At 67.0% G+C, this 18,727-nt stretch carries 6 protein-coding genes; 3 read left to right on the forward strand and 3 right to left on the reverse strand.

Annotated elements, in window-relative coordinates; translation table 11 throughout:
- Positions 1–12,954 carry a non-ribosomal peptide synthetase gene (locus tag ACNFCH_RS09235; protein WP_416742655.1) on the forward strand — a complete coding sequence of 4,318 codons (12,954 nt, stop codon included), beginning with the start codon at positions 1–3 and terminating at the stop codon, positions 12,952–12,954.
- A gap of 126 nt (positions 12,955–13,080) precedes the next feature.
- Here ACNFCH_RS09235 and dsbG read toward each other — a convergent pair whose 3' ends face one another.
- From dsbG to dsbD, 3 genes are read right to left on the reverse strand one after another with little or no spacing between them, the layout of a single operon-like run.
- Positions 13,081–13,839, reverse strand: a complete 759-nt coding sequence (dsbG, locus tag ACNFCH_RS09240) for a thiol:disulfide interchange protein DsbG (protein WP_337157028.1) — start codon at positions 13,837–13,839, stop codon at positions 13,081–13,083.
- 1 nt (position 13,840) lies between these two features.
- Positions 13,841–14,677, reverse strand: a complete 837-nt coding sequence (locus tag ACNFCH_RS09245; protein ID WP_416742656.1) for a prolipoprotein diacylglyceryl transferase family protein — start codon at positions 14,675–14,677, stop codon at positions 13,841–13,843.
- A complete protein-coding gene (gene dsbD / locus ACNFCH_RS09250) occupies positions 14,677–16,386 on the reverse strand; it encodes a protein-disulfide reductase DsbD (RefSeq protein ID WP_416742657.1) in 1,710 nt (569 codons plus the stop codon). Before dsbD ends, ACNFCH_RS09245 begins: the two co-directional genes overlap by 1 nt.
- A gap of 207 nt (positions 16,387–16,593) precedes the next feature.
- Between dsbD and ACNFCH_RS09255 the strand changes: the two genes are divergently transcribed.
- Together ACNFCH_RS09255 and ACNFCH_RS09260 are read left to right on the forward strand one after the other, a co-directional pair.
- Positions 16,594–17,277 carry a response regulator transcription factor gene (locus ACNFCH_RS09255; protein WP_196163601.1) on the forward strand — a complete coding sequence of 228 codons (684 nt, stop codon included), beginning with the start codon at positions 16,594–16,596 and terminating at the stop codon, positions 17,275–17,277.
- Positions 17,274–18,596 carry an ATP-binding protein gene (locus ACNFCH_RS09260; protein ID WP_337157025.1) on the forward strand — a complete coding sequence of 441 codons (1,323 nt, stop codon included), beginning with the start codon at positions 17,274–17,276 and terminating at the stop codon, positions 18,594–18,596. Before ACNFCH_RS09255 ends, ACNFCH_RS09260 begins: the two co-directional genes overlap by 4 nt.
- Positions 18,597–18,727: the final 131 nt, after the last annotated feature.

The following is an 18,727-nucleotide window of genomic DNA, read 5'->3' on the forward strand; positions in this document are numbered from 1 at the left end:
ATGATGGACGCCTTCGAACTCCCGCTCTCGTTGGTCCACGCCCTGGCGCAACGCGCCTCGCGGACCCCCGACCGGATCGCCTTGCGCTTTCTGGCCGATGATCCCAGCGAACAGGCTGTGCTCAGCTACCAGGATCTGGATCTGCGGGCGCGCGCCATTGCTGCGGCTTTGCAGGCGCGTACCGATTTCGGCGACCGGGCTGTCTTGCTGTTTCCAAGTGGCCCGGACTACGTCGCGGCGTTCTTCGGGTGCCTGTACGCCGGGGTCATTGCCGTGCCGGCGTATCCGCCGGAATCCTCACGGCGCCATCACCAGGAGCGCCTGCTGTCGATCATCGACGATGCCCAGCCGCGCCTGCTGCTCACCGTCGAGGGTTTGCGCGACAGTCTGCAGGGTCTCGACGCCCTGGCAGGGCAGGGCGCCCCTGGCGTGTTGGCGGTGGATCGACTGGATTCGGCGCTGGCCGCCGACTGGCGCGAGCCGGCCTTGAACGGCGAGCACATCGCCTTCCTGCAGTACACCTCCGGTTCCACCGCCTTGCCCAAGGGCGTGCAGGTCAGCCACGGCAATTTGGTGGCCAACGAGCAGTTGATCCGCCAGGGCTTTGGTATCGACGTGAACCCGGACGATGTGATCGTCAGCTGGTTGCCGCTGTACCACGACATGGGCCTGATCGGCGGGCTGCTGCAACCAATCTTCAGCGGCGTGCCCTGCGTGCTGATGTCGCCGGGCTACTTCCTCGCCCGGCCGCTGCGCTGGTTGCAGGCGATCAGCGAGTACGGCGGCACCATCAGCGGCGGCCCGGACTTCGCCTATCGCCTGTGCAGCGAACGGGTCAGCGAGGCGGCCCTGGCCGGACTGGACCTGAGCCGTTGGCGCGTGGCGTATTCGGGGTCCGAACCGATCCGCCAGGACAGCCTGCAGCACTTTGCGGACGCGTTCGGTGCATGTGGTTTCCAGGCGAGCAGTTTCTTTGCCAGCTATGGCTTGGCCGAGGCGACGCTGTTCGTCAGTGGCAGCCGCCGTGGCCAGGGCATCGCGGCCGTGACGCTGGACGGCGAGGCATTGGCCGCCAACCGCGCCGAACCTGGCCAGGGCAGCGTGCTCATGAGCTGTGGCTACCCACAGCCCGGCCATGCGGTGCGCATCGTCGACCCGCAGCGCCTGGAGGTGCTGAGCGACAACCGCGTCGGTGAGTTGTGGGCTGCCGGGCCGAGCATCGCCAAGGGTTACTGGCGCAACCCAGAGGCCAGCGCGCGCACCTTCGTCGAACAAGATGGCCAGACCTGGTTGCGCACCGGGGACTTGGGCTTCATGCGCGATGGCGAGGTGTTCGTCACCGGGCGTCTGAAGGACATGCTCATCGTTCGCGGTCAGAACCTCTACCCGCAGGACCTGGAAAAGACTCTTGAGCGGGAAGTCCAAGGACTGCGCAAAGGCCGTGTGGCGGTGTTCGCCGTCGACGACGAGGGCGAGGAGGGCATCGGCGTGGCGGTGGAGATCAGCCGCAACGTGCAGAAAGCCATCAAGCCTCAGGATTTGATCCGCGCCTTGCGTCAGGTCATCGCCGATGCCTGCCGCCAGGCGCCGGCGGTCGTGCTGCTGCTCAATCCGGGCGCATTGCCCAAGACCTCCAGTGGCAAGCTGCAGCGCTCGGCCTGCCGCCTGCGCATGGCCGACGGCAGCCTGGATTGCTATGCGCGCTTCCCGGCGATTGAAGCGCCAGTTGCTGCGCAGACAATCGACGATGATCTGCAAGGACGCATCGCGGCGATCTGGCGCGAGGTGCTCAAGGTCGAAGCGGTGGCGTCGGACGATCATTTCCTGCTGCTGGGCGGCAACTCCATCGCCGCCACCCAGGCGACTGCTCGTCTTGCGGACGAACTGGGCGTGGGCCTTGGCCTGAGCACCCTGTTCGAAGCGCCGACCCTGGCCGACTACAGCGCTGCGGTGTCAGCGATCCTGACCGAAGGTGGCGCGACGCCGGGGCCTATCGATGCCCTGGCGCGGAGCAAGGCGCTGCCACAGTCGCTGGCCCAGAACCGGCTGTGGCTGCTGTGGCAACTGGAGCCCCAATCGGCGGCATACAACATCCCTGCCGGCTTGCACCTGCGGGGCGAGTTGGACGAGGTGGCGCTGCAGGCGAGTTTCCAGGCGCTGGTGGCGCGTCACGAGGCACTGCGCACGCAGTTTAGCGAGGTCGATGGCCAGGCCTTGCAGCAGGTGCTGCCCGAGGCGACCTTCGAGCTGCACCGCATCGATCTGCAAGGCTTGGAGGCAGAGCAGGTCCAGGCCCGTCGTGAAGCCGAAGCGCGGCAGCCGTTCGACCTCGGCCAAGGGCCGCTGCTGCGCGTCACCCTGGCGCGTCTGGACGACGAAGACCACCAGCTCTGGGTGACCCTGCACCACATCGTCGCCGATGGCTGGTCGCTGAACGTCCTGCTCGACGAATTCGCCAAACTGTATGCCGCCCACTGCCAAGGCCTTCAGGCCCATCTGGTGCCATTGCCGCTGGGGTACGCCGACTATGGCCATTGGCAGCGCCAATGGTTGGCCGGCGGCGAAGGCGCGCGGCAGTTGGAGCACTGGAAGGAGCAACTGGGTGATGAACTGCCGGTGCTCGACGTGTGCACCGACCACCCGCGCGCCGCGCAACGCACCCATCGTGCTGCGCGCCTGAGCGTGAAAGTACCGGCCCGGCTGGCCACTGCCTTGGACACCCTGGCCCGCGAGCACCACGCCAGCCTGTTCATGGTCCTGTTGGCCGCCTGGCAGGGCCTGTTGCACCGTTACACCGGCCAGGGCGATATCCGCGTCGGTGTGCCCAACGCCAACCGCCCGCGCCTGGAAACCCAGGGCATGGTGGGTTTTTTCATCAACACCCAGGTGCTGCGCGCGGAGCTTCATGGTCGCCTGCCGTTCGACCAGTTGCTGGCCCAGGTGCGCCAGGCCACGCTGCTGGCCCAGGCCAATCAGGACCTGCCGTTCGAGCAACTGCTCGAGGCGCTGCCGGAGGCCCGTGAGCAGGGGCTGTTCCAGGTGATGTTCAACCATCAGCAGCGCGACCTGTCGGCACTGCGCCGCCTGCCGGGTCTGCTCGCCGAAGAACTGCCATGGCACAGCCGCGAGGCCAAATTCGACCTGCAACTGCACAGCGAGCAGGATCACCAGGGCCGCCTGAACCTGGCATTCGACTACGCCGCCGAACTGTTCGAGGCTGACACCATCAAGCGTCTGGCCGGGCACCTGCTGGCCCTGCTCGAACAGGTCTGTGCCTGCCCGCAGTTGCGGCTGGGTGAGGCGCAATTGCTCGACGACGCCGATCGTGGACAGTTGCTGGCCTGGGGGCAGGCGCCAGCGCCGGCCGCCCAGCGCCTGGTGGTGGAACAGCTGGGCGCTCAGGCGCAACGCACCCCCGAGCGTACGGCGCTGGTGTGGGAGGGCGGCCACCTCGACTATGCCTCCCTGCACCAGCGGGCCAATCGCCTGGCCCATTACCTGCGTGACAAGGGCGTAGGGCCGGACACCTGCGTGGCGATCGCCCTGGAGCGCTCGCCGCAGTTGATGGTCGGTCTGCTGGCCATTCTCAAGGCCGGTGGCGCCTATGTGCCGTTGGATGTCGACTACCCTGCCGAGCGCCTGGCCTACATGCTTACCGATTGTGGCGCTGGCCTGCTGCTCAGCCATAGCGACACGCTCGAGCGCCTGCCGCAGGTCGAGGGCGTCAGTGCCATCGCCCTGGACCAGTTGCACCTGGCCAGCTGGCCAAGCCATGCCCCCGGCCTGCACCTGGATGGCGACAACCTGGCCTACGTGATCTACACCTCCGGCTCCACCGGCCAGCCCAAGGGCGTGGGCAACACCCATGCCGCCCTGGCCGAGCGTCTGCAATGGATGCAGGGCACCTACGCGCTGGATGACAGCGATGTGCTGATGCAAAAAGCGCCGATCAGTTTCGATGTGTCGGTGTGGGAGTGCTTCTGGCCATTGGTCCAGGGCTGCACGTTGGTGCTGGCCGGCCCTGGCGAGCACCGGGACCCGCAGCGTATCGCCGAGCTGGTGCAGGCCTACGGCGTGACCACACTGCATTTCGTTCCGCCGTTGTTGCAGGTCTTCGTTCAGGAGCCGCTGGCCGCGGCTTGCACCAGCCTGCGTCGGCTGTTCTCCGGTGGCGAGGCGCTGTCAGCGCAGTTGCGTGACCGCGTGCTGCAAGTGTTGCCGCAGGTGCAACTGCACAACCGCTATGGCCCGACCGAAACCGCCATCAACGTCACCCATTGGCATTGCCGGGCCGAGGATGGTGAACGCTCGCCCATCGGCCGACCACTGGACAACGTGCTGTGCCGCGTGCTCGATGACGAGCTGGAACTGACCGCTCCCGGTGTGCCGGGCGAGCTGTGTCTGGGCGGCGCGGGCCTGGCCCGTGGCTACCTGGGCCGCCCGGGGCTGACCGCCGAACGCTTCGTGCCCCAGCCTGACGGCAATGGCGAACGGCTGTACCGCAGCGGCGACCGTGCCCGCTGGCTGATGCCGCTACAGGCTCTGGAATACCTGGGGCGTCTTGATCAACAAGTGAAGGTGCGGGGCTTTCGGGTCGAGCCGCAGGAGGTCCAGGCCTGCCTGCTGGCCGAGCCGGGTGTCGAGCAGGCCCTGGTGCTGATCCACCAGGATGCCGTCGGGGCGCAGTTGGTCGGCTACTACAGTGGCGTCGAACAGTCCGAGACGCTGCTCGCGGCCTTGGGCGAGCGCCTGCCGGCCTACATGGTGCCGGCGCAGTTGATTCACATGGCCCAGATGCCCCTGGGCCCGAGCGGCAAGGTCGATCGCAAGGCGCTGCCTGCGCCGGTCTGGCAGCAACGTGCGCATGTCGAGCCGCAAAGTGCCGTGCAACGACAAGTGGCGGCCATCTGGCGCGAGGTGCTGAACCTGCCGCGGGTTGGCCTGCAGGATGACTTCTTCGCCCTCGGCGGCCACTCGCTGCTCGCCACCCAGATCGTCTCGCGTACCCGCCAGGCGCTGGATGTCGAGCTGCCACTCAAGGCCTTGTTCGAGGCCAGCGAACTGGGCGCCTTCTGCGCCGAGGTCGTGCGTATCCAGGCCGCCGGTGGGCACAACCTGCAGGGCGCCATTGAGCGGGTCGACCGTCGCCAGGCGGTGCCGCTGTCGTATTCGCAGCAGCGTATGTGGGTGCTGTGGCAGATGGCGCCGGACAGCCCGGCGTACAACGTCGGTGGCATGGCGCGCCTGCGCGGAGCGCTGCATGTGGATGCGCTCGAGCGGGCCCTGCAGGCTTTGATCGTGCGCCATGAAACCCTGCGCACCACGTTCCCGGACATCGACGGTGTGCCTTGTCAGTGTGTGGCCGAGGACAGCCCGCTGCGTGTGCAGTGGCATGATTTTTCCGCGTTCGAGGGCGATGCCCGCGAGCAGCGTTTGCAGCAGTTGGCCGATGAACAGGCGCACCTGCCTTTCGACCTGGCGCGCGGCCCGCTGCTGCGCGCCTGCCTGGTCAAGACCGCCGAGCGCGAACACTACTTCGTCCTGACCCTGCACCACATCGTCACCGAAGGCTGGGCCATGGACATCTTCGCCCGCGAGCTGGGCGAGCTGTACGAAGCCTTTGTCGATGATCGCGAGTCGCCCCTGGCGCCACTGCCGGTGCAGTACCTGGACTACAGCGTCTGGCAGCGCCAGTGGCTTGAAAGTGGCGAGGGAGACCGTCAACTGGCCTACTGGAAAGCGCGCCTGGGTGACGAGCACCCGGTGCTGGCGTTGCCTTCGGATCATCCGCGCCCGGCGGTGCAGAGCCACCGTGGCGCGCTGTACCGCTTCGACCTCGACCCCGCGCTGGTCGAGCGCGTGCATGCCTTCAACAGCCAGCGTGGCCTGACCTTGTTCATGACCATGACGGCCACCCTGGCCGCCTTGCTGCACCGCCACAGTGGTCAGCGCGACCTGCGCATCGGCGCGCCGATGGCCAACCGCATCCGCCCGGAAAGCGAAGGCCTGATCGGTGCCTTCCTCAACACCCAGGTGCTGCGTTGCGAGCTCGATGGGCAAATGACGGGCGCCGCGTTGCTCGAACAGGTGCGTCGCACGGTGATCGATGGCCAGTCGCACCAGGACCTGCCGTTCGACCAATTAGTGGAGGCCCTTCAACCCCCGCGCAGCAGCGCCTACAACCCGCTGTTCCAGGTGATGTGCAACGTCCAGCGCTGGGCTTTCCAACAAAGCCGCGAGCTGGCGGGCATGACCGTGGACTATCTGGTCAACGACGCCAGCGCGACCAAGTTCGACCTTTACCTGGAGGTGACTGACCTGGACGGTCGCCTCGGCTGCTGCCTGACTTACAGCCGCGACCTGTTCGATGAACCGCGCATCGCCCGCATGGCCGAGCACTGGCAGCAACTGCTGATCGGCCTGATCGACACCCCTGATTTGCGCTTGTGCGAGCTGCCGATGCTCAGCAGTGCCGAGCAGCAGGTGTTGATCGGCCAGTTGCAAGGGGAGCAGGACTTCGAGTCCGACCAGACGCTGCATGGCCTGTTTGCCCAGCAGGCCTCGCGCAGCCCGCAGGCCCGGGCGTTGACCTTCGCTGGCCAGCACCTGACCTACGTCGAGCTGGACCAGCAGGCCAACCGCCTCGCCCGCGCCCTGCGCGAGCGCGGTGTCGGGCCGCAGGTGCGGGTGGGGCTTGCCTTGGAGCGTTCGTTGGAGATGGTCGTGGGCCTGCTTGCCATCCTCAAGGCGGGTGGTGCCTATGTGCCGCTGGACCCTGAGTACCCGCTGGACCGCCTGCGCTACATGATCGAGGACAGTCGTCTCGGCCTGCTGCTTGGCCAGCGCGCGTTGCTTTCCTCCTTGGGCGAGCTCCCCGAAGGCGTGGCGCACTGGTGCCTGGAGGACGATGCCGCGTCGCTTTGCCGTTACAGCGATGCACCGCTGGACAACCTCAACCTGCCGCAGCACCAGGCGTACCTGATCTACACCTCCGGCTCCACCGGCCAGCCCAAGGGCGTGGTGGTCAGCCATGGCGAAATCGCCATGCATTGCCAGGCGGTGATCGCAGCCTTTGGCATGCGTAGCGACGACTGCGAGCTGCATTTCTATTCGATCAACTTCGACGCCGCCACCGAGCGCCTGTTGGTGCCATTGCTCTGCGGCGCCCGTGTGGTGTTGCGCGGTCAGGGCCAGTGGGGCGCCGAGGATATCTGCCAGTTGGTGCGCGAGCAGCAGGTGAGCATCCTGGGCTTCACCCCCAGCTATGGCAGCCAGTTGGCCCAATACCTGGTCGGGCAGGGCGAGCATTTGCCGGTGCGCCTGGTGATCACCGGGGGGGAGGCACTGACCGGGGAGCACCTGCAGCGTATCCGCCAGGCCTTCCTGCCACAGCAGTTCTTCAATGCCTACGGGCCGACCGAAACCGTGGTCATGCCGCTGGCGTGTCTTGCGCCGCAGCAAGTGCCGGTGGAGGCGGGCAGTGTGCCGATTGGCCGGGTGATCGGGGCGCGCACGGCGTATGTGCTGGATGATGATCTGGCGCTGCTGCCCCAGGGCGGTATCGGTGAGCTGTATATCGGTGGTGTGGGACTTGCCCAGGGGTATCACGATCGCCCGGGGCTGTCGGCCGAGCGCTTCGTCGCCGACCCGTTCAGCCCGCACGGCGGTCGCCTGTACCGCACGGGAGATCTGGTACGCCTGCGCGCCGATGGTCTGGTGGAGTATGTCGGGCGTGCCGACCAGCAGGTGAAGATCCGCGGTTTCCGTATCGAACTGGGGGAAATCGAAAGCCAGTTGCAGGCCCATGCCGATGTCGACGAAGCCGTGGTCGTCGCCTTGGACCTGCCGGGCGGCAAGCAATTGGTGGGCTATCTGGTCTGCCCGCAGGCCAGTGCCGATGCCGACACCCAGGCCGCGTTGCGCGAGGCGGTCAAGGCCCATGCCCGGCAACACCTACCGGACTACATGGTGCCTGCGCACCTGGTGCTACTGAGCCGTCTGCCGCTGATGGGCAACGGCAAGCTCGACCGGCGTGCCTTGCCGGCGCCGGATCTGGAGCAGGCGCGCCAGCACTACTTGGCGCCGGCCAACGAACTGGAGCAGCAACTGGCGCAGATCTGGCGCGAGGTGCTCAACATCTCGCGTGTGGGCGTGCAGGACAACTTCTTCGAATTGGGTGGCGACTCGATCCTGTCGATCCAGGTGGTCAGCCGTGCCCGTCAACTGGGCTTGCAGTTCACCCCACGTGACCTGTTCCAGCACCAGACTGTCCAGACCCTCGCCGCCGTGGTCAGCCGCAGCGAGGCGCCAAGCGGCATCGAGCAGGGCGCGCGGCGCGGCGGCAGTGCCTTGACGCCGATCCAGCAGTGGTTCTTCGACAGCGAAGTCGCTCAACCCCAGCACTGGAACCAGGCCGTGCTGTTGGAGGCGCGCGAGCCGTTGCAGCCCCCGGTGCTGGAGCGTGCCCTGGCTGCGCTGGTGGCGCATCACGACAGCTTGCGCCTGCGTTTCACCCAGACCCAAGGGCATTGGCAGGCCGAGTACGCACAATCGCTTACCCAGCAGTTGCTGTGGGTCGCCACCGTCGCTGACCTGGACGACTGCCAGGCCCTGTTCACCGACGTGCAGCGCAGCCTGGACCTGGCAGAAGGCCCGCTGCTGCGGGCGCTGCTGGTGACCGACGGGCAGGGGGCGCAGCGCCTGTTGCTGGCGATCCATCACTTGGTGGTGGACGGTGTGTCCTGGCGCGTGCTGCTCGAGGACCTGCAGGCGCTGTACCGTGGCCAGCCCTTGGCGGCCAAGACCCACGCCATGGCGGATTGGGCCGCGCGCCTGGCCAGCTACGCGGGCAGCGACTCCCTGCGCGACGAGCTTGGCTGGTGGCAAGACCAGCTCGGCACGGCCCGCCGCGAATTGCCCTGTGACCATCCCCAGGGCGGCAATCTGCACCGCCATGCCCGCACCCTGGCCATTGGTCTGGACCGGGAGCAGACCCGCCAGTTGCTGCAACAGGCGCCTGCGGCCTACCGCACCCAGGTCAACGACCTGCTGCTGACCGCCCTGGCGCGCACCCTGTGCCGCTGGAGTGGCGACAGCCAAGTGCTGGTGCAACTGGAAGGCCATGGTCGTGATGGCCTGTTCGAGGACATGGACCTCACCCGCAGTGTCGGTTGGTTCACCACTGCCTATCCGCTGTGCCTGACCCCGCGTCTGGGCGACGCCGAAGCGGACCGCGCCGCGGCCATCAAGGGCATCAAGGAGCAACTGCGCCAGGTGCCGCACAAGGGGCTGGGTTATGGCGTGCTGCGCTACCTGGCCGACACCACCGGGCGCGAAGCCATGGCCGCCTTGCCCCAGGCGCGCATCACCTTCAACTACCTGGGGCAGTTCGACCAACAGTTCGACAGCGCCGCGCTGTTCCAACCATTGGATGCACCGACAGGCCTGGCCCATGACCTGGACGCGCCATTGCCCAACTGGCTCAGCGTCGACGGCCAGGTGTATGGCGGTGCCCTGCAACTGCGCTGGACCTTCAGTGCCGAGCGTTATGACGAGGCGACCATCGCCGCACTGGCCGAGGCGTATCGCCAGGAACTGCTGGCGTTGGTGGCCCATTGCCTGGCCGATGGCACGGGCAGTTTCACGCCATCGGACTTCCCCCTGGCGCACCTGACCCAGGCGCAGATCGACGCCTTGCCGGTACCGGCCGCGCAGATCGAGGATGTCTACCCGCTCACGCCCATGCAGGAGGGCCTGCTGCTGCACACCCTGCTGGAGCCGGGCACCGGCATCTACTACATGCAGGACCGCTACCGCATCGACAGCGCCCTGGACCCCGAACGCTTCGCCCAGGCCTGGCAGGCCGTGGTCGCGCGTCACGAAGCCCTGCGGGCGTCGTTCAGCTGGAGCGCCGGCGAAGCGATGCTGCAGATCATCCACAAGCCGGGCGACACACCGCTGGACTATCAGGACTGGCGCGATCTTGACGACGCGGCCCAGGAGGCACGCCTGCAAGCGCTGCACAAGCAGGAACGCGAAGCCGGCTTCGACCTGCTGCGCGAGGCGCCTTTCCACCTGCGGCTGGTACGGGTTGCCGACGCGCGCTACTGGTTCATGATGAGCAACCACCACATCCTCATCGATGCCTGGTGCCGTTCGTTGCTGATGAACGATTTCTTCGTGCTCTACCAGGCCCTGGGCGAGGGGCGTGCAGCCCAGTTGCCGGTGCCGCCGCGCTACCGCGACTACATTGGCTGGCTGCAACGCCAGGACCTGGGCGAGGCGCGTCAGTGGTGGCAACGCAACCTGGCAGGCTTCGAGCGCGCCACGGCCATCCCCAGCGACCGGCCGCTGCGTCACGATCATGCGGGCAACGGCATGATCGTCGGTGACTGCTACACCCGCCTGGATGTGCGCGACGGCGTACGGCTGCGTGAACTGGCCCAGGCGCATCAGCTGACCATCAACACCTTCGCCCAGGCGGCCTGGGCCTTGGTCCTGGCCCGTTACAGCGGCGAGCGCGACGTGGTCTTCGGTGTCACCGTCGCCGGTCGTCCGGTGAGCCTGCCGCAGATGCAGCGCACGGTCGGCCTGTTCATCAACAGTATCGCCCTGCGTGTGCAGCTTCCCGAGCCGGGCCAGCGCCAGAGCGTGCGCCAATGGCTGCAAGGCCTGCTCGAGCGCAACATGGAGCTGCGCGAGTACGAGTACCTGCCGCTGGTGGCGATTCAGGCGTGCAGCGAACTGCCCAAGGGCCAGCCGCTGTTCGACAGCCTGTTCGTGTTCGAGAACGCGCCGGTGGAAAGCGCCGTGCTGGACCATGCCCAGCACCTGAACGCGACCTCCGACTCGGGGCGCACCCATACCAACTTCCCGCTCACGGCAGTGTGCTATCCCGGCGACGACCTGGGCCTGCATGTGTCGTTCGATCAGCGTTACTTCGACTTTGCCACCGTCGAGCGTTTGCTGGCCGAGTTCAAGCGCCTGTTGCTGGCGCTCGTGGAAGGCTTCGAGGGCGAAATGGCCGAGTTGCCGTTGCTTGGTGAAGCCGAGCAGCGCTTCCTGCTGGAAGACTGCAACTGCACCGAGCACGCCCATGCGCTGGAGCAGAGCTACATCGAGCTGTTCGAGGCGCGGGTTGCCGCGCACCCTGAGCGCACGGTCGCATGCTGCCTGGAGGCGTCCTACGACTACGCCGGGCTGAACCTAGCAGCCAACCGCCTGGGCCATGCGCTGGTCGCGGCGGGTGTGGCCATCGACCAGCCGGTGGCGCTGCTGGCCGAACGTGGGCTGCCGTTGCTGGGCATGATCGTCGGTTGCTTCAAGGGCGGCGCCGGCTACCTGCCGCTGGATCCGGGGCTGCCGTCGGCGCGTCTGCAACGCATCGTCGAGCTCAGCCGTACCCCGGTGCTGGTGTGCACGGCGGCATGCGCCGAGCAGGCGCGTCAGTTGCTCGATGAAGTCTCTGGTGCTGCCCGGCCGAGATTGCTGGTGTGGGAACAGGTGCAGGCCAGCGCCGGGGCCAGCCACAACCCAGGCATCCACAGCGCACCGGACAACCTGGCTTACGTGATCTACACCTCCGGCTCCACTGGCCTGCCCAAAGGGGTGATGGTCGAGCAGCGCGGCATGCTCAACAACCAGTTGAGCAAGGTGCCGTACCTTGAGCTGGACGAGCAGGACGTGATCGCTCAGACCGCCTCCCAGAGCTTCGACATTTCGGTGTGGCAGTTCCTCGCAGCGCCCTTGTTCGGCGCCCGGGTGGAGATCGTGCCGAACGCCATCGCCCATGATCCGCAAGGCCTGTTGGCACACGTAGAGGCCACTGGCATCACCGTGCTCGAGAGCGTGCCCTCGCTGATCCAGGGCATGTTCACGAGCGAGCGGCAAGCCTTGGAGGGCCTGCGCTGGATGCTGCCGACCGGCGAGGCCATGCCACCGGAGCTGGCCGCCCAATGGTTGCAACGGTATCCGCACATCGGCCTGGTCAACGCCTATGGCCCGGCGGAGTGCTCGGACGACGTGGCGTTCTTCCGCGTCGATGCGGCGTCCACCCGTGGCAGCTACCTGCCGATCGGCACGCCCACCGACAACAACCGCCTGTACCTGCTCGACGAGTCCCAGGCCTTGGTGCCGCTGGGGGCGGTGGGGGAATTGTGCGTGGCCGGGACCGGTGTCGGGCGCGGCTATGTGGGCGACCCGCTGCGCACAGCGCTGGCGTTCATCCCGCATCCTTACGGGGCGCCCGGCGAGCGCTTGTACCGCACCGGCGATCTGGCGCGGCGCCGGGCCGATGGCGTGCTTGAATACGTGGGCCGGATCGATCACCAGGTGAAGATCCGCGGCTACCGCATCGAGCTGGGTGAGATCGAAGCGCGTCTGCACGAGCAGGCCGAGATTCGCGACGCGGCGGTGGGCGTGCAGGAGGGTGTCAACGGCAAGCACCTGGTCGGCTACCTGGTGGCGCATCAGGGCGTGACGGCCGATGCGGCGCTGTTGGAGCAGATCAAGCTACGCCTGCGCGCCGAGTTGCCGGACTACATGGTGCCTGTGCACTGGGCCTGGCTGCAGAGCCTGCCCCACAACGCCAACGGCAAGCTCGACCGCAAGGCCCTGCCCGCGATCGACATCGGCGCGCAGCATGGCCAGGCATACCTGGCGCCGCGCGATGAGCTGGAGCACACGCTGGCTGGCATCTGGGCCGAAGTGCTCAAGGTCGAGCGAGTGGGCGTGCACGACAACTTCTTCGAGTTGGGCGGGCATTCGTTGTTGGCGACCCAGATCGCCTCGCGGGTGCAGCAGCAGTTGCAACTGAACGTGCCACTGCGGGCGATGTTCGAGTGCAGCACGGTGGAGGCGTTGGCCGAGTATGTGCGGGGGCTGGAGGGCAGTGCGCTGGACGAGGCCAAGGTCGACCGGCTCAGTGACCTGATGGCGGAGCTGGAGGCGCTTTGAGGGAGTGGGGGCGCTTTGCGCCCCTTCGCGGGTGAACTCCCCACAGACACAGCGGTGTGCTTAGCAATGCCACTGCGCCTGTGGGAGAGGGGTTACCCGCGCATGGAGGAGGCGGGCGCCTGCCGTTCAGCGCTTGCCCAGAATCTGTCCGAGCATCTCTGGTCGCGGTGCGCCTTGCTGGCTCTGCAACTGGCCTTTGTCATCCTGGTAGAAGATCGCCGGGGTCGCCGCCAACCCCATCTCATCCATCAGGGCCATGTTGGCCGCCAGCTTTTGGCGCACCGCCTCGGGGATGGTTTCCAGCGGCTTGAGGGTGCTGGCCTTGCCGGCCTTCTCATGCTGTTGCAGGGCTTTGGCCGGGTCCTTGGCGGCCAGCAGCGCCGCGGACTTGCCTGGGCTGTCCTCGCGGATGATGCCAACCATGATGTGGCGCAGTTGCACCTTGCCCGACTCGACCCAAGGCCGCGCCTGCTCCCAGAACATGTTGCAGTACGGGCAGTTGGGGTCGCTGAACAGGTATACCTTGCGCGGGGCGTCGTCCTTGCCATCCGCGATCCAGGCGGTCTTTTCCATCTTGGCCCAGATCGCCTTGCTCATCGGGGCATACACCAGCTTTTGCAGCGGCTCGGCGCTCAGGTCCTTGCCCTGTTCGTCGAACAGGCTGCCGACCAGCACATGCTTGCCGTCAGGGGTGAGGTACAAGGCGATGCCGTTGTTCTGGTAGGCGGCGGCATAGCCTTTGAGGCCATTGGGCGCATCGAAGCTGCCCTTGATCTCGGCACCCTTGGCTTGCAGTTGCTGAATTGCCTTGGGCAGTTCCTCGGCCTGCAGCGTGGGGGCGGCGAGGACGGTGAGGGCCAGGGGCAGGAGGGCATTCAATCGCATGTCAATTTCCTTGTGCGGCGGAGGCGGGCAGGTTGGCCTGCTCGAAAGGTTCCAGGGCGCGGTGCAGGCTGGCCCGGGACAACTCGCCCAGGTGACTGCCGATCAAGCGCCCTTCGGCGGTGTAGAACAAGGTGGTGGGCAGGGCCATGGAGCCGACCTGCTGGGCCAGCTGACCGCTACCGTCGAACAGCACGTGGGTCAGGCTCAGACCGGTGGTGGCCAGGAAGGTGCTGACGTTCTCGGGAGTCTCGCCCTGGTTGACGAACAGGAACGTCACGTGCGGGTATTCGTCCTGGGCCTGCTGCAGCACCGGCATTTCCCGGCGGCACGGCGGGCACCAGGTGGCCCAGAGGTTGATCACCAGCGGCTTGCCGCGGTAATCGTGCAGCGCCACCGATTGCCCGCCGGCATTGCGCAGGTTCAGTGCGGGCAGCTCGGTGCCTTTGCTGTAGAGATGGCTGCCGAGGCTGGCCAGTGTCCAGAACACCGCACCGCTCAGCAGCGCCCAGCCCAGCGGCCGGCGCAGGCCCGGATGACGTCGGCCCTGCCACAGGGCGCCGATGACGATGCCGATCAGCCCGGCCCAAAGCAAAAAGCCGCCGTCGCGAATGTCGATGGCCTGCAGCGGATCGTCGCGGAACATCGGCCAATACGCCAGGACAAACCCTGCGCGCGCGCACAGCAGCCCCAGCAGGAACAGGTTGAACAACGCCGATTCGGGGCTTTCACCGCCGCGCCGGGCCACCCACCAGCCCACGACACTGGCCACGACCAGAGCTGCCAGCAGTAGCAGGTGGTTGAGGGCCATGGTCAGTGGCCCCAGGGTCACGGTCAGCATCAGCCTTGGCTCCTGGTCTGGGCCCAGTGTCGTTGGAAGGCTGCGGCGTCCACCTCGCCGGTGATGCGTCGGGCACGGCGCTCGTCGCCTTCCGGGCCGATCCAGATCAGGCTGGGCGGGCCTGGCACCTGGTAGCGTTGCAGCAGTTCGCGGCTGGCCGGGGTGTCAGCGGTGACGTCCAGGCGCACCAGGTGCACATCGGCCAGGTTGGCGAGTACATCGGGCCGGGCGAACACCTGTTTCTCCATCACCTTGCACGACACACACCAATCGGCATAGTAGTCCAGCATCACCCACTGACCACGCGCCTTGGCGGCGTCCAGTTCGCGTTGCAGCGCTTGGGGCTGGCTGACGGTGACGAAGGCGTCCTCGGCCTTGGCCGCGCTTTGCGAGCCGCTGCCGGCAAAAGGCTGCAAGGGTTGCCACAGATCGTCGCCGCCTGCGGCCGCGCCGACTAGCAACAGCCCACCCCAGAGTGCGCCCAGCAAGGGGACCGCGCGCAGGGCCGGCAAGCGGTGCAGCGCCGGCCAGGCGGCCCAGGCCAGGGCGATCAGCCAGGCGCCGCCCAAGGCCAGTAGCAACGGGGCCGGCAGCAGGCTGCGGACGGTGTACAAGGCCATGGCCAGGAACACGAAGCCGAACAGGCCCTTGACCAGGTTCATCCAGGCGCCAGGGCGGGGCAGGTAGCGGTTGCCGAGGGTGACCAGCAACAGCAGAGGGACGCCCATGCCCAGGCCCAGGCTGAACAGCACCAGCGCCCCTTGCAGCACATCGCCGCTCTGGGCGATGTACAGCAAGGCGCCGGCCAGCGGAGCGGTCATGCACGGGCCCATGAGCAGGCCGGAGAGCGCGCCCAGCAGGGCTGCGCCATACACATTGCCACCGCGGGTGCCTTGGCCGGCACGGTCCAGGCGATCGCGCAGGGCGGCAGGCAGTTGCAATTCGAAGGCACCGAACATCGGCAGGGCGAGGATCACGAACAGCGCTGCCAGGCTCCCCAGCAACCAGGGTTGCTGCAGCCAGGCCTGCAGGCTGGCGCCCAACAGGGCAGCGACTACGCCAAGACCGGCATAGACCAGCGCCATGCTCAGCACGTAGACCCCCGCCAACAGCCAGCCACGGCGGGCGCTGGCGCCATTGCCCAGGACCAGCCCGGCGAGGATCGGCAGCATCGGCAGCGAGCAAGGCGTGAAGGCCAACAGCAGGCCAAGGCCGAAGAACGCCAGCAGGCTCCAGGCCAGGCTGGCCTGTTGCAGGTCGCTGGCCAGGGCCTGGTCAGTGGCTTGCTCCGAGGCTGGTGTCGCCTGGCCGCCGAGGTCGATGGCAGTGTTTTGCGGGGGATAGCACAGGCCGGCATCGGCGCAGCCCTGCCAGCCCAGGCGCAATTGACCTTGGGCGTTGGCAGGTATCAGCAGTTCGAGTTGGTTGCGGTAGACCGCGCTGTCACCGAAGAACTCATCGTGATGGTTCTCGGCGGGTGGGAGCTGCGGATGTTGTTCAGGCGCAAGGCCATCGAACTTCAGGCGCTTCTGGTAGAGGTAGTAACCGTCCTTGATCTGGAAGTACAGGCGCATCTGGCCGTCGGGCTGGCGGTCGTGGGTCAGGACGAAGGCCTGGTTGACCGGCAGGAAGTCCGGCTTGGTCTCGAACGGATTGGCCTGCAGCGGGCCGGCCAGCAGGAATGTCAGGAAGAGCAGGAGAACGCGCATGTCTTCGCCTTGGCAGTACTGTGAATCAGGCCATGCTGGCGGTGGTTGATTAACCCAAGGTTAACCGACGCAGTTTCGCTGTCATCGTGTAGGAACAGCGTGGCATTCGGTTGCGCAACGGCGGGTACAGCCGTTCGATGAATCATTCATAATCGGTTCTTAATCCGCCAAGCGTGCAATACACGCTTCCCCACCGGAGACCCCCTCATGCACGTACTGCTTTGCGAGGACGACGACCTGATCGCCAGCGGCATTTGCGCCGGCCTCGCCGCCCAAGGCCTGACCGTGGACCGGGTGGCCACCGCTTCGGCCGCGCAGGCGCTGCTTCAGGCCGCGCAGTTCGATGTGATGATCCTCGACCTGGGCCTGCCCGATGAAGACGGGCTCAAGCTGCTGCGCCGTTTGCGCCAGCAGGGCGTGACCCTGCCGGTGCTGGTGCTCACCGCCCGCGATGCGGTCACCGACCGGGTCGATGGCCTGCAGGCCGGGGCCGACGACTACCTGCTCAAACCCTTCGACCTGCGCGAACTGGCTGCCCGCCTGCATACCCTGTTGCGCCGGGTGGCCGGGCGTGCGGTGAATGTCATCGAGCATGGTCCGCTGCGCTACGACCCCAGCAGTTGCGAGGCTACCCTGGCCGGCCAGGCGGTGGACCTCTCCCGTCGCGAGCAGGCGCTGCTCCAGGCCTTGCTGCAGAACCCCGGGCGGGTGCTCTCCAGCGAGCAGCTCAAGGACTGCGTCTATGGGTTCAGCGACGAAGTCGAAAGCAATGCCTTGAACGTCCATATCCATCACCTGCGCCGCAAGCTCGGCAACAGCATCGTCGAGACCGTGCGCGGCCTGGGTTATCGCCTTGGCCCGGCCCAGGCCCCGCAGGAGTCTGCGCCATGAGCCTGCGCGCGCGCCTGACGCTGATCCTGGGCAGCGCCTTCGTGATCATCTGGGCGCTGGCCGCCGCCTGGATGCTGCGCGACCTGCGCCAGCAGATGATGTTCTCCCTCGACCAACGCCTGGTCGCGTCGGCGCGCATGGTCGCCGGGCTGATCGAACAACTGCCCCAGCCGCTGGCGGCCAAGGGCGAGGATGCGCATTTCTCCGCCGACCAGCTCAGTGTGCCGGATGGCATGGCCTGCCAGGTCAGTTCCCTGCGCGGCGAGATCCTGGCCAGCAACCACAAGCACGACGGCGCCATGGACGATCAGCGCAGCGGCTTCCGTGACCAGACCATCGACGGTGCGCTGTGGCGCACGTTCACCTACAACCATGGCGATGTGCGCATCACCACCGCCGACCGCCACCAGGAGCGTGAGGCGCTCAATCGCTCGATCCTGCTGGCGGCCTCGGCGCCGGTGCTGATGGCCCTGCTCGGCAGCCTCGGGCTGTTGTGGATAGGCGTCGGCAAAGGCCTGGAGCCGCTCAATCGCATGCGCGATGCGCTGCGCAGGCGCCGAGCCGACAGCGTCGAGCCGCTGCAGGTGGCGGGCATGCCCAGTGAGCTTCAGCCCTTGCTCGAAACCCAGAACCAGCTGTTCCTGCGCATCGCCCAGACCATCGAGCGCGAGCGGCGCCTGACCGACGATGCCGCCCATGAGCTGCGCAGCCCTTTGACCGCGATCAAGACCCACCTGCAGGTGGCGCGCATGACCGAAGGCGCGGTGCGCGAGCAAGCCCTGGAGCATGCCGAGCAGGGCACCGACCGCATGCACCGGACCCTCGAGCAACTGCTGATGCTGGCCCGGGTGGAGGGCAGCCTGTCGTTCGACGACGGTGTGCAGTGCAGCGCCGAACAGGTGGCGCGCCAGGCGGTGCAGGACGCCGGTGGCGGCGACAACCGCCGTATCGTCGTGCGCCTGCCGGAGGAGGCCAGCCGGATCTACCTGGGCATGCCCGCTCCCCTGGCAGTGGCGGCGCTGCGCAACCTGCTGGACAACGCCCTGCGCCATGGCGGCGACAACGCGGTGGAACTGGAGGTGCAAATGGCCGATGGACAGGTGGGGTTCATGGTCCGGGACCACGGGCCGGGGATCGCCGAAGAGGACATCGAGCACCTCACCGAACGTTTCTGGCGCCATGACCAGAGCGGTGGCTGCGGGTTGGGGCTGGCGATCGTCCAGGCCATCGTCCAGCGCTGCGCTGGCAGCCTGCGCTTCGAAAGTCAGGGCGATGGGCTGCGGGTGTGGCTGCGGGTGCCGGCGCGCCAGGCGGCCTGATCATTGAGGCGGCGTAAACCTCTTCGCGGGTAAACCCGCTCCCACAGGTTGGACTGCCCCCAAGAAGTTGGACACCAATCCAACCCTTGGGGGATTCATGGGCAAGTACACAGAGCAATTCAAGCTTTCCG

It is taken from the genome of Pseudomonas sp. NY15354, assembly GCF_048068075.1.
GTDB classification, from domain to species: Bacteria; Pseudomonadota; Gammaproteobacteria; order Pseudomonadales; family Pseudomonadaceae; genus Aquipseudomonas; species Aquipseudomonas guariconensis_C.

What these genes read in the sequence shown, in the direction of transcription:
- dsbG (WP_337157028.1), bottom strand. Translation starts at nt 13,839, where the DNA reads ATGCGATTGAATGCCCTCCTGCCCCTGGCCCTCACCGTCCTCGCCGCC.
- ACNFCH_RS09245 (WP_416742656.1), bottom strand. Translation starts at nt 14,677, where the DNA reads ATGCTGACCGTGACCCTGGGGCCACTGACCATGGCCCTCAACCACCTG.
- ACNFCH_RS09255 (WP_196163601.1), top strand. Translation starts at nt 16,594, where the DNA reads ATGCACGTACTGCTTTGCGAGGACGACGACCTGATCGCCAGCGGCATT.
- ACNFCH_RS09235 (WP_416742655.1), top strand. Translation starts at nt 1, where the DNA reads ATGATGGACGCCTTCGAACTCCCGCTCTCGTTGGTCCACGCCCTGGCG.
- ACNFCH_RS09260 (WP_337157025.1), top strand. Translation starts at nt 17,274, where the DNA reads ATGAGCCTGCGCGCGCGCCTGACGCTGATCCTGGGCAGCGCCTTCGTG.
- dsbD (WP_416742657.1), bottom strand. Translation starts at nt 16,386, where the DNA reads ATGCGCGTTCTCCTGCTCTTCCTGACATTCCTGCTGGCCGGCCCGCTG.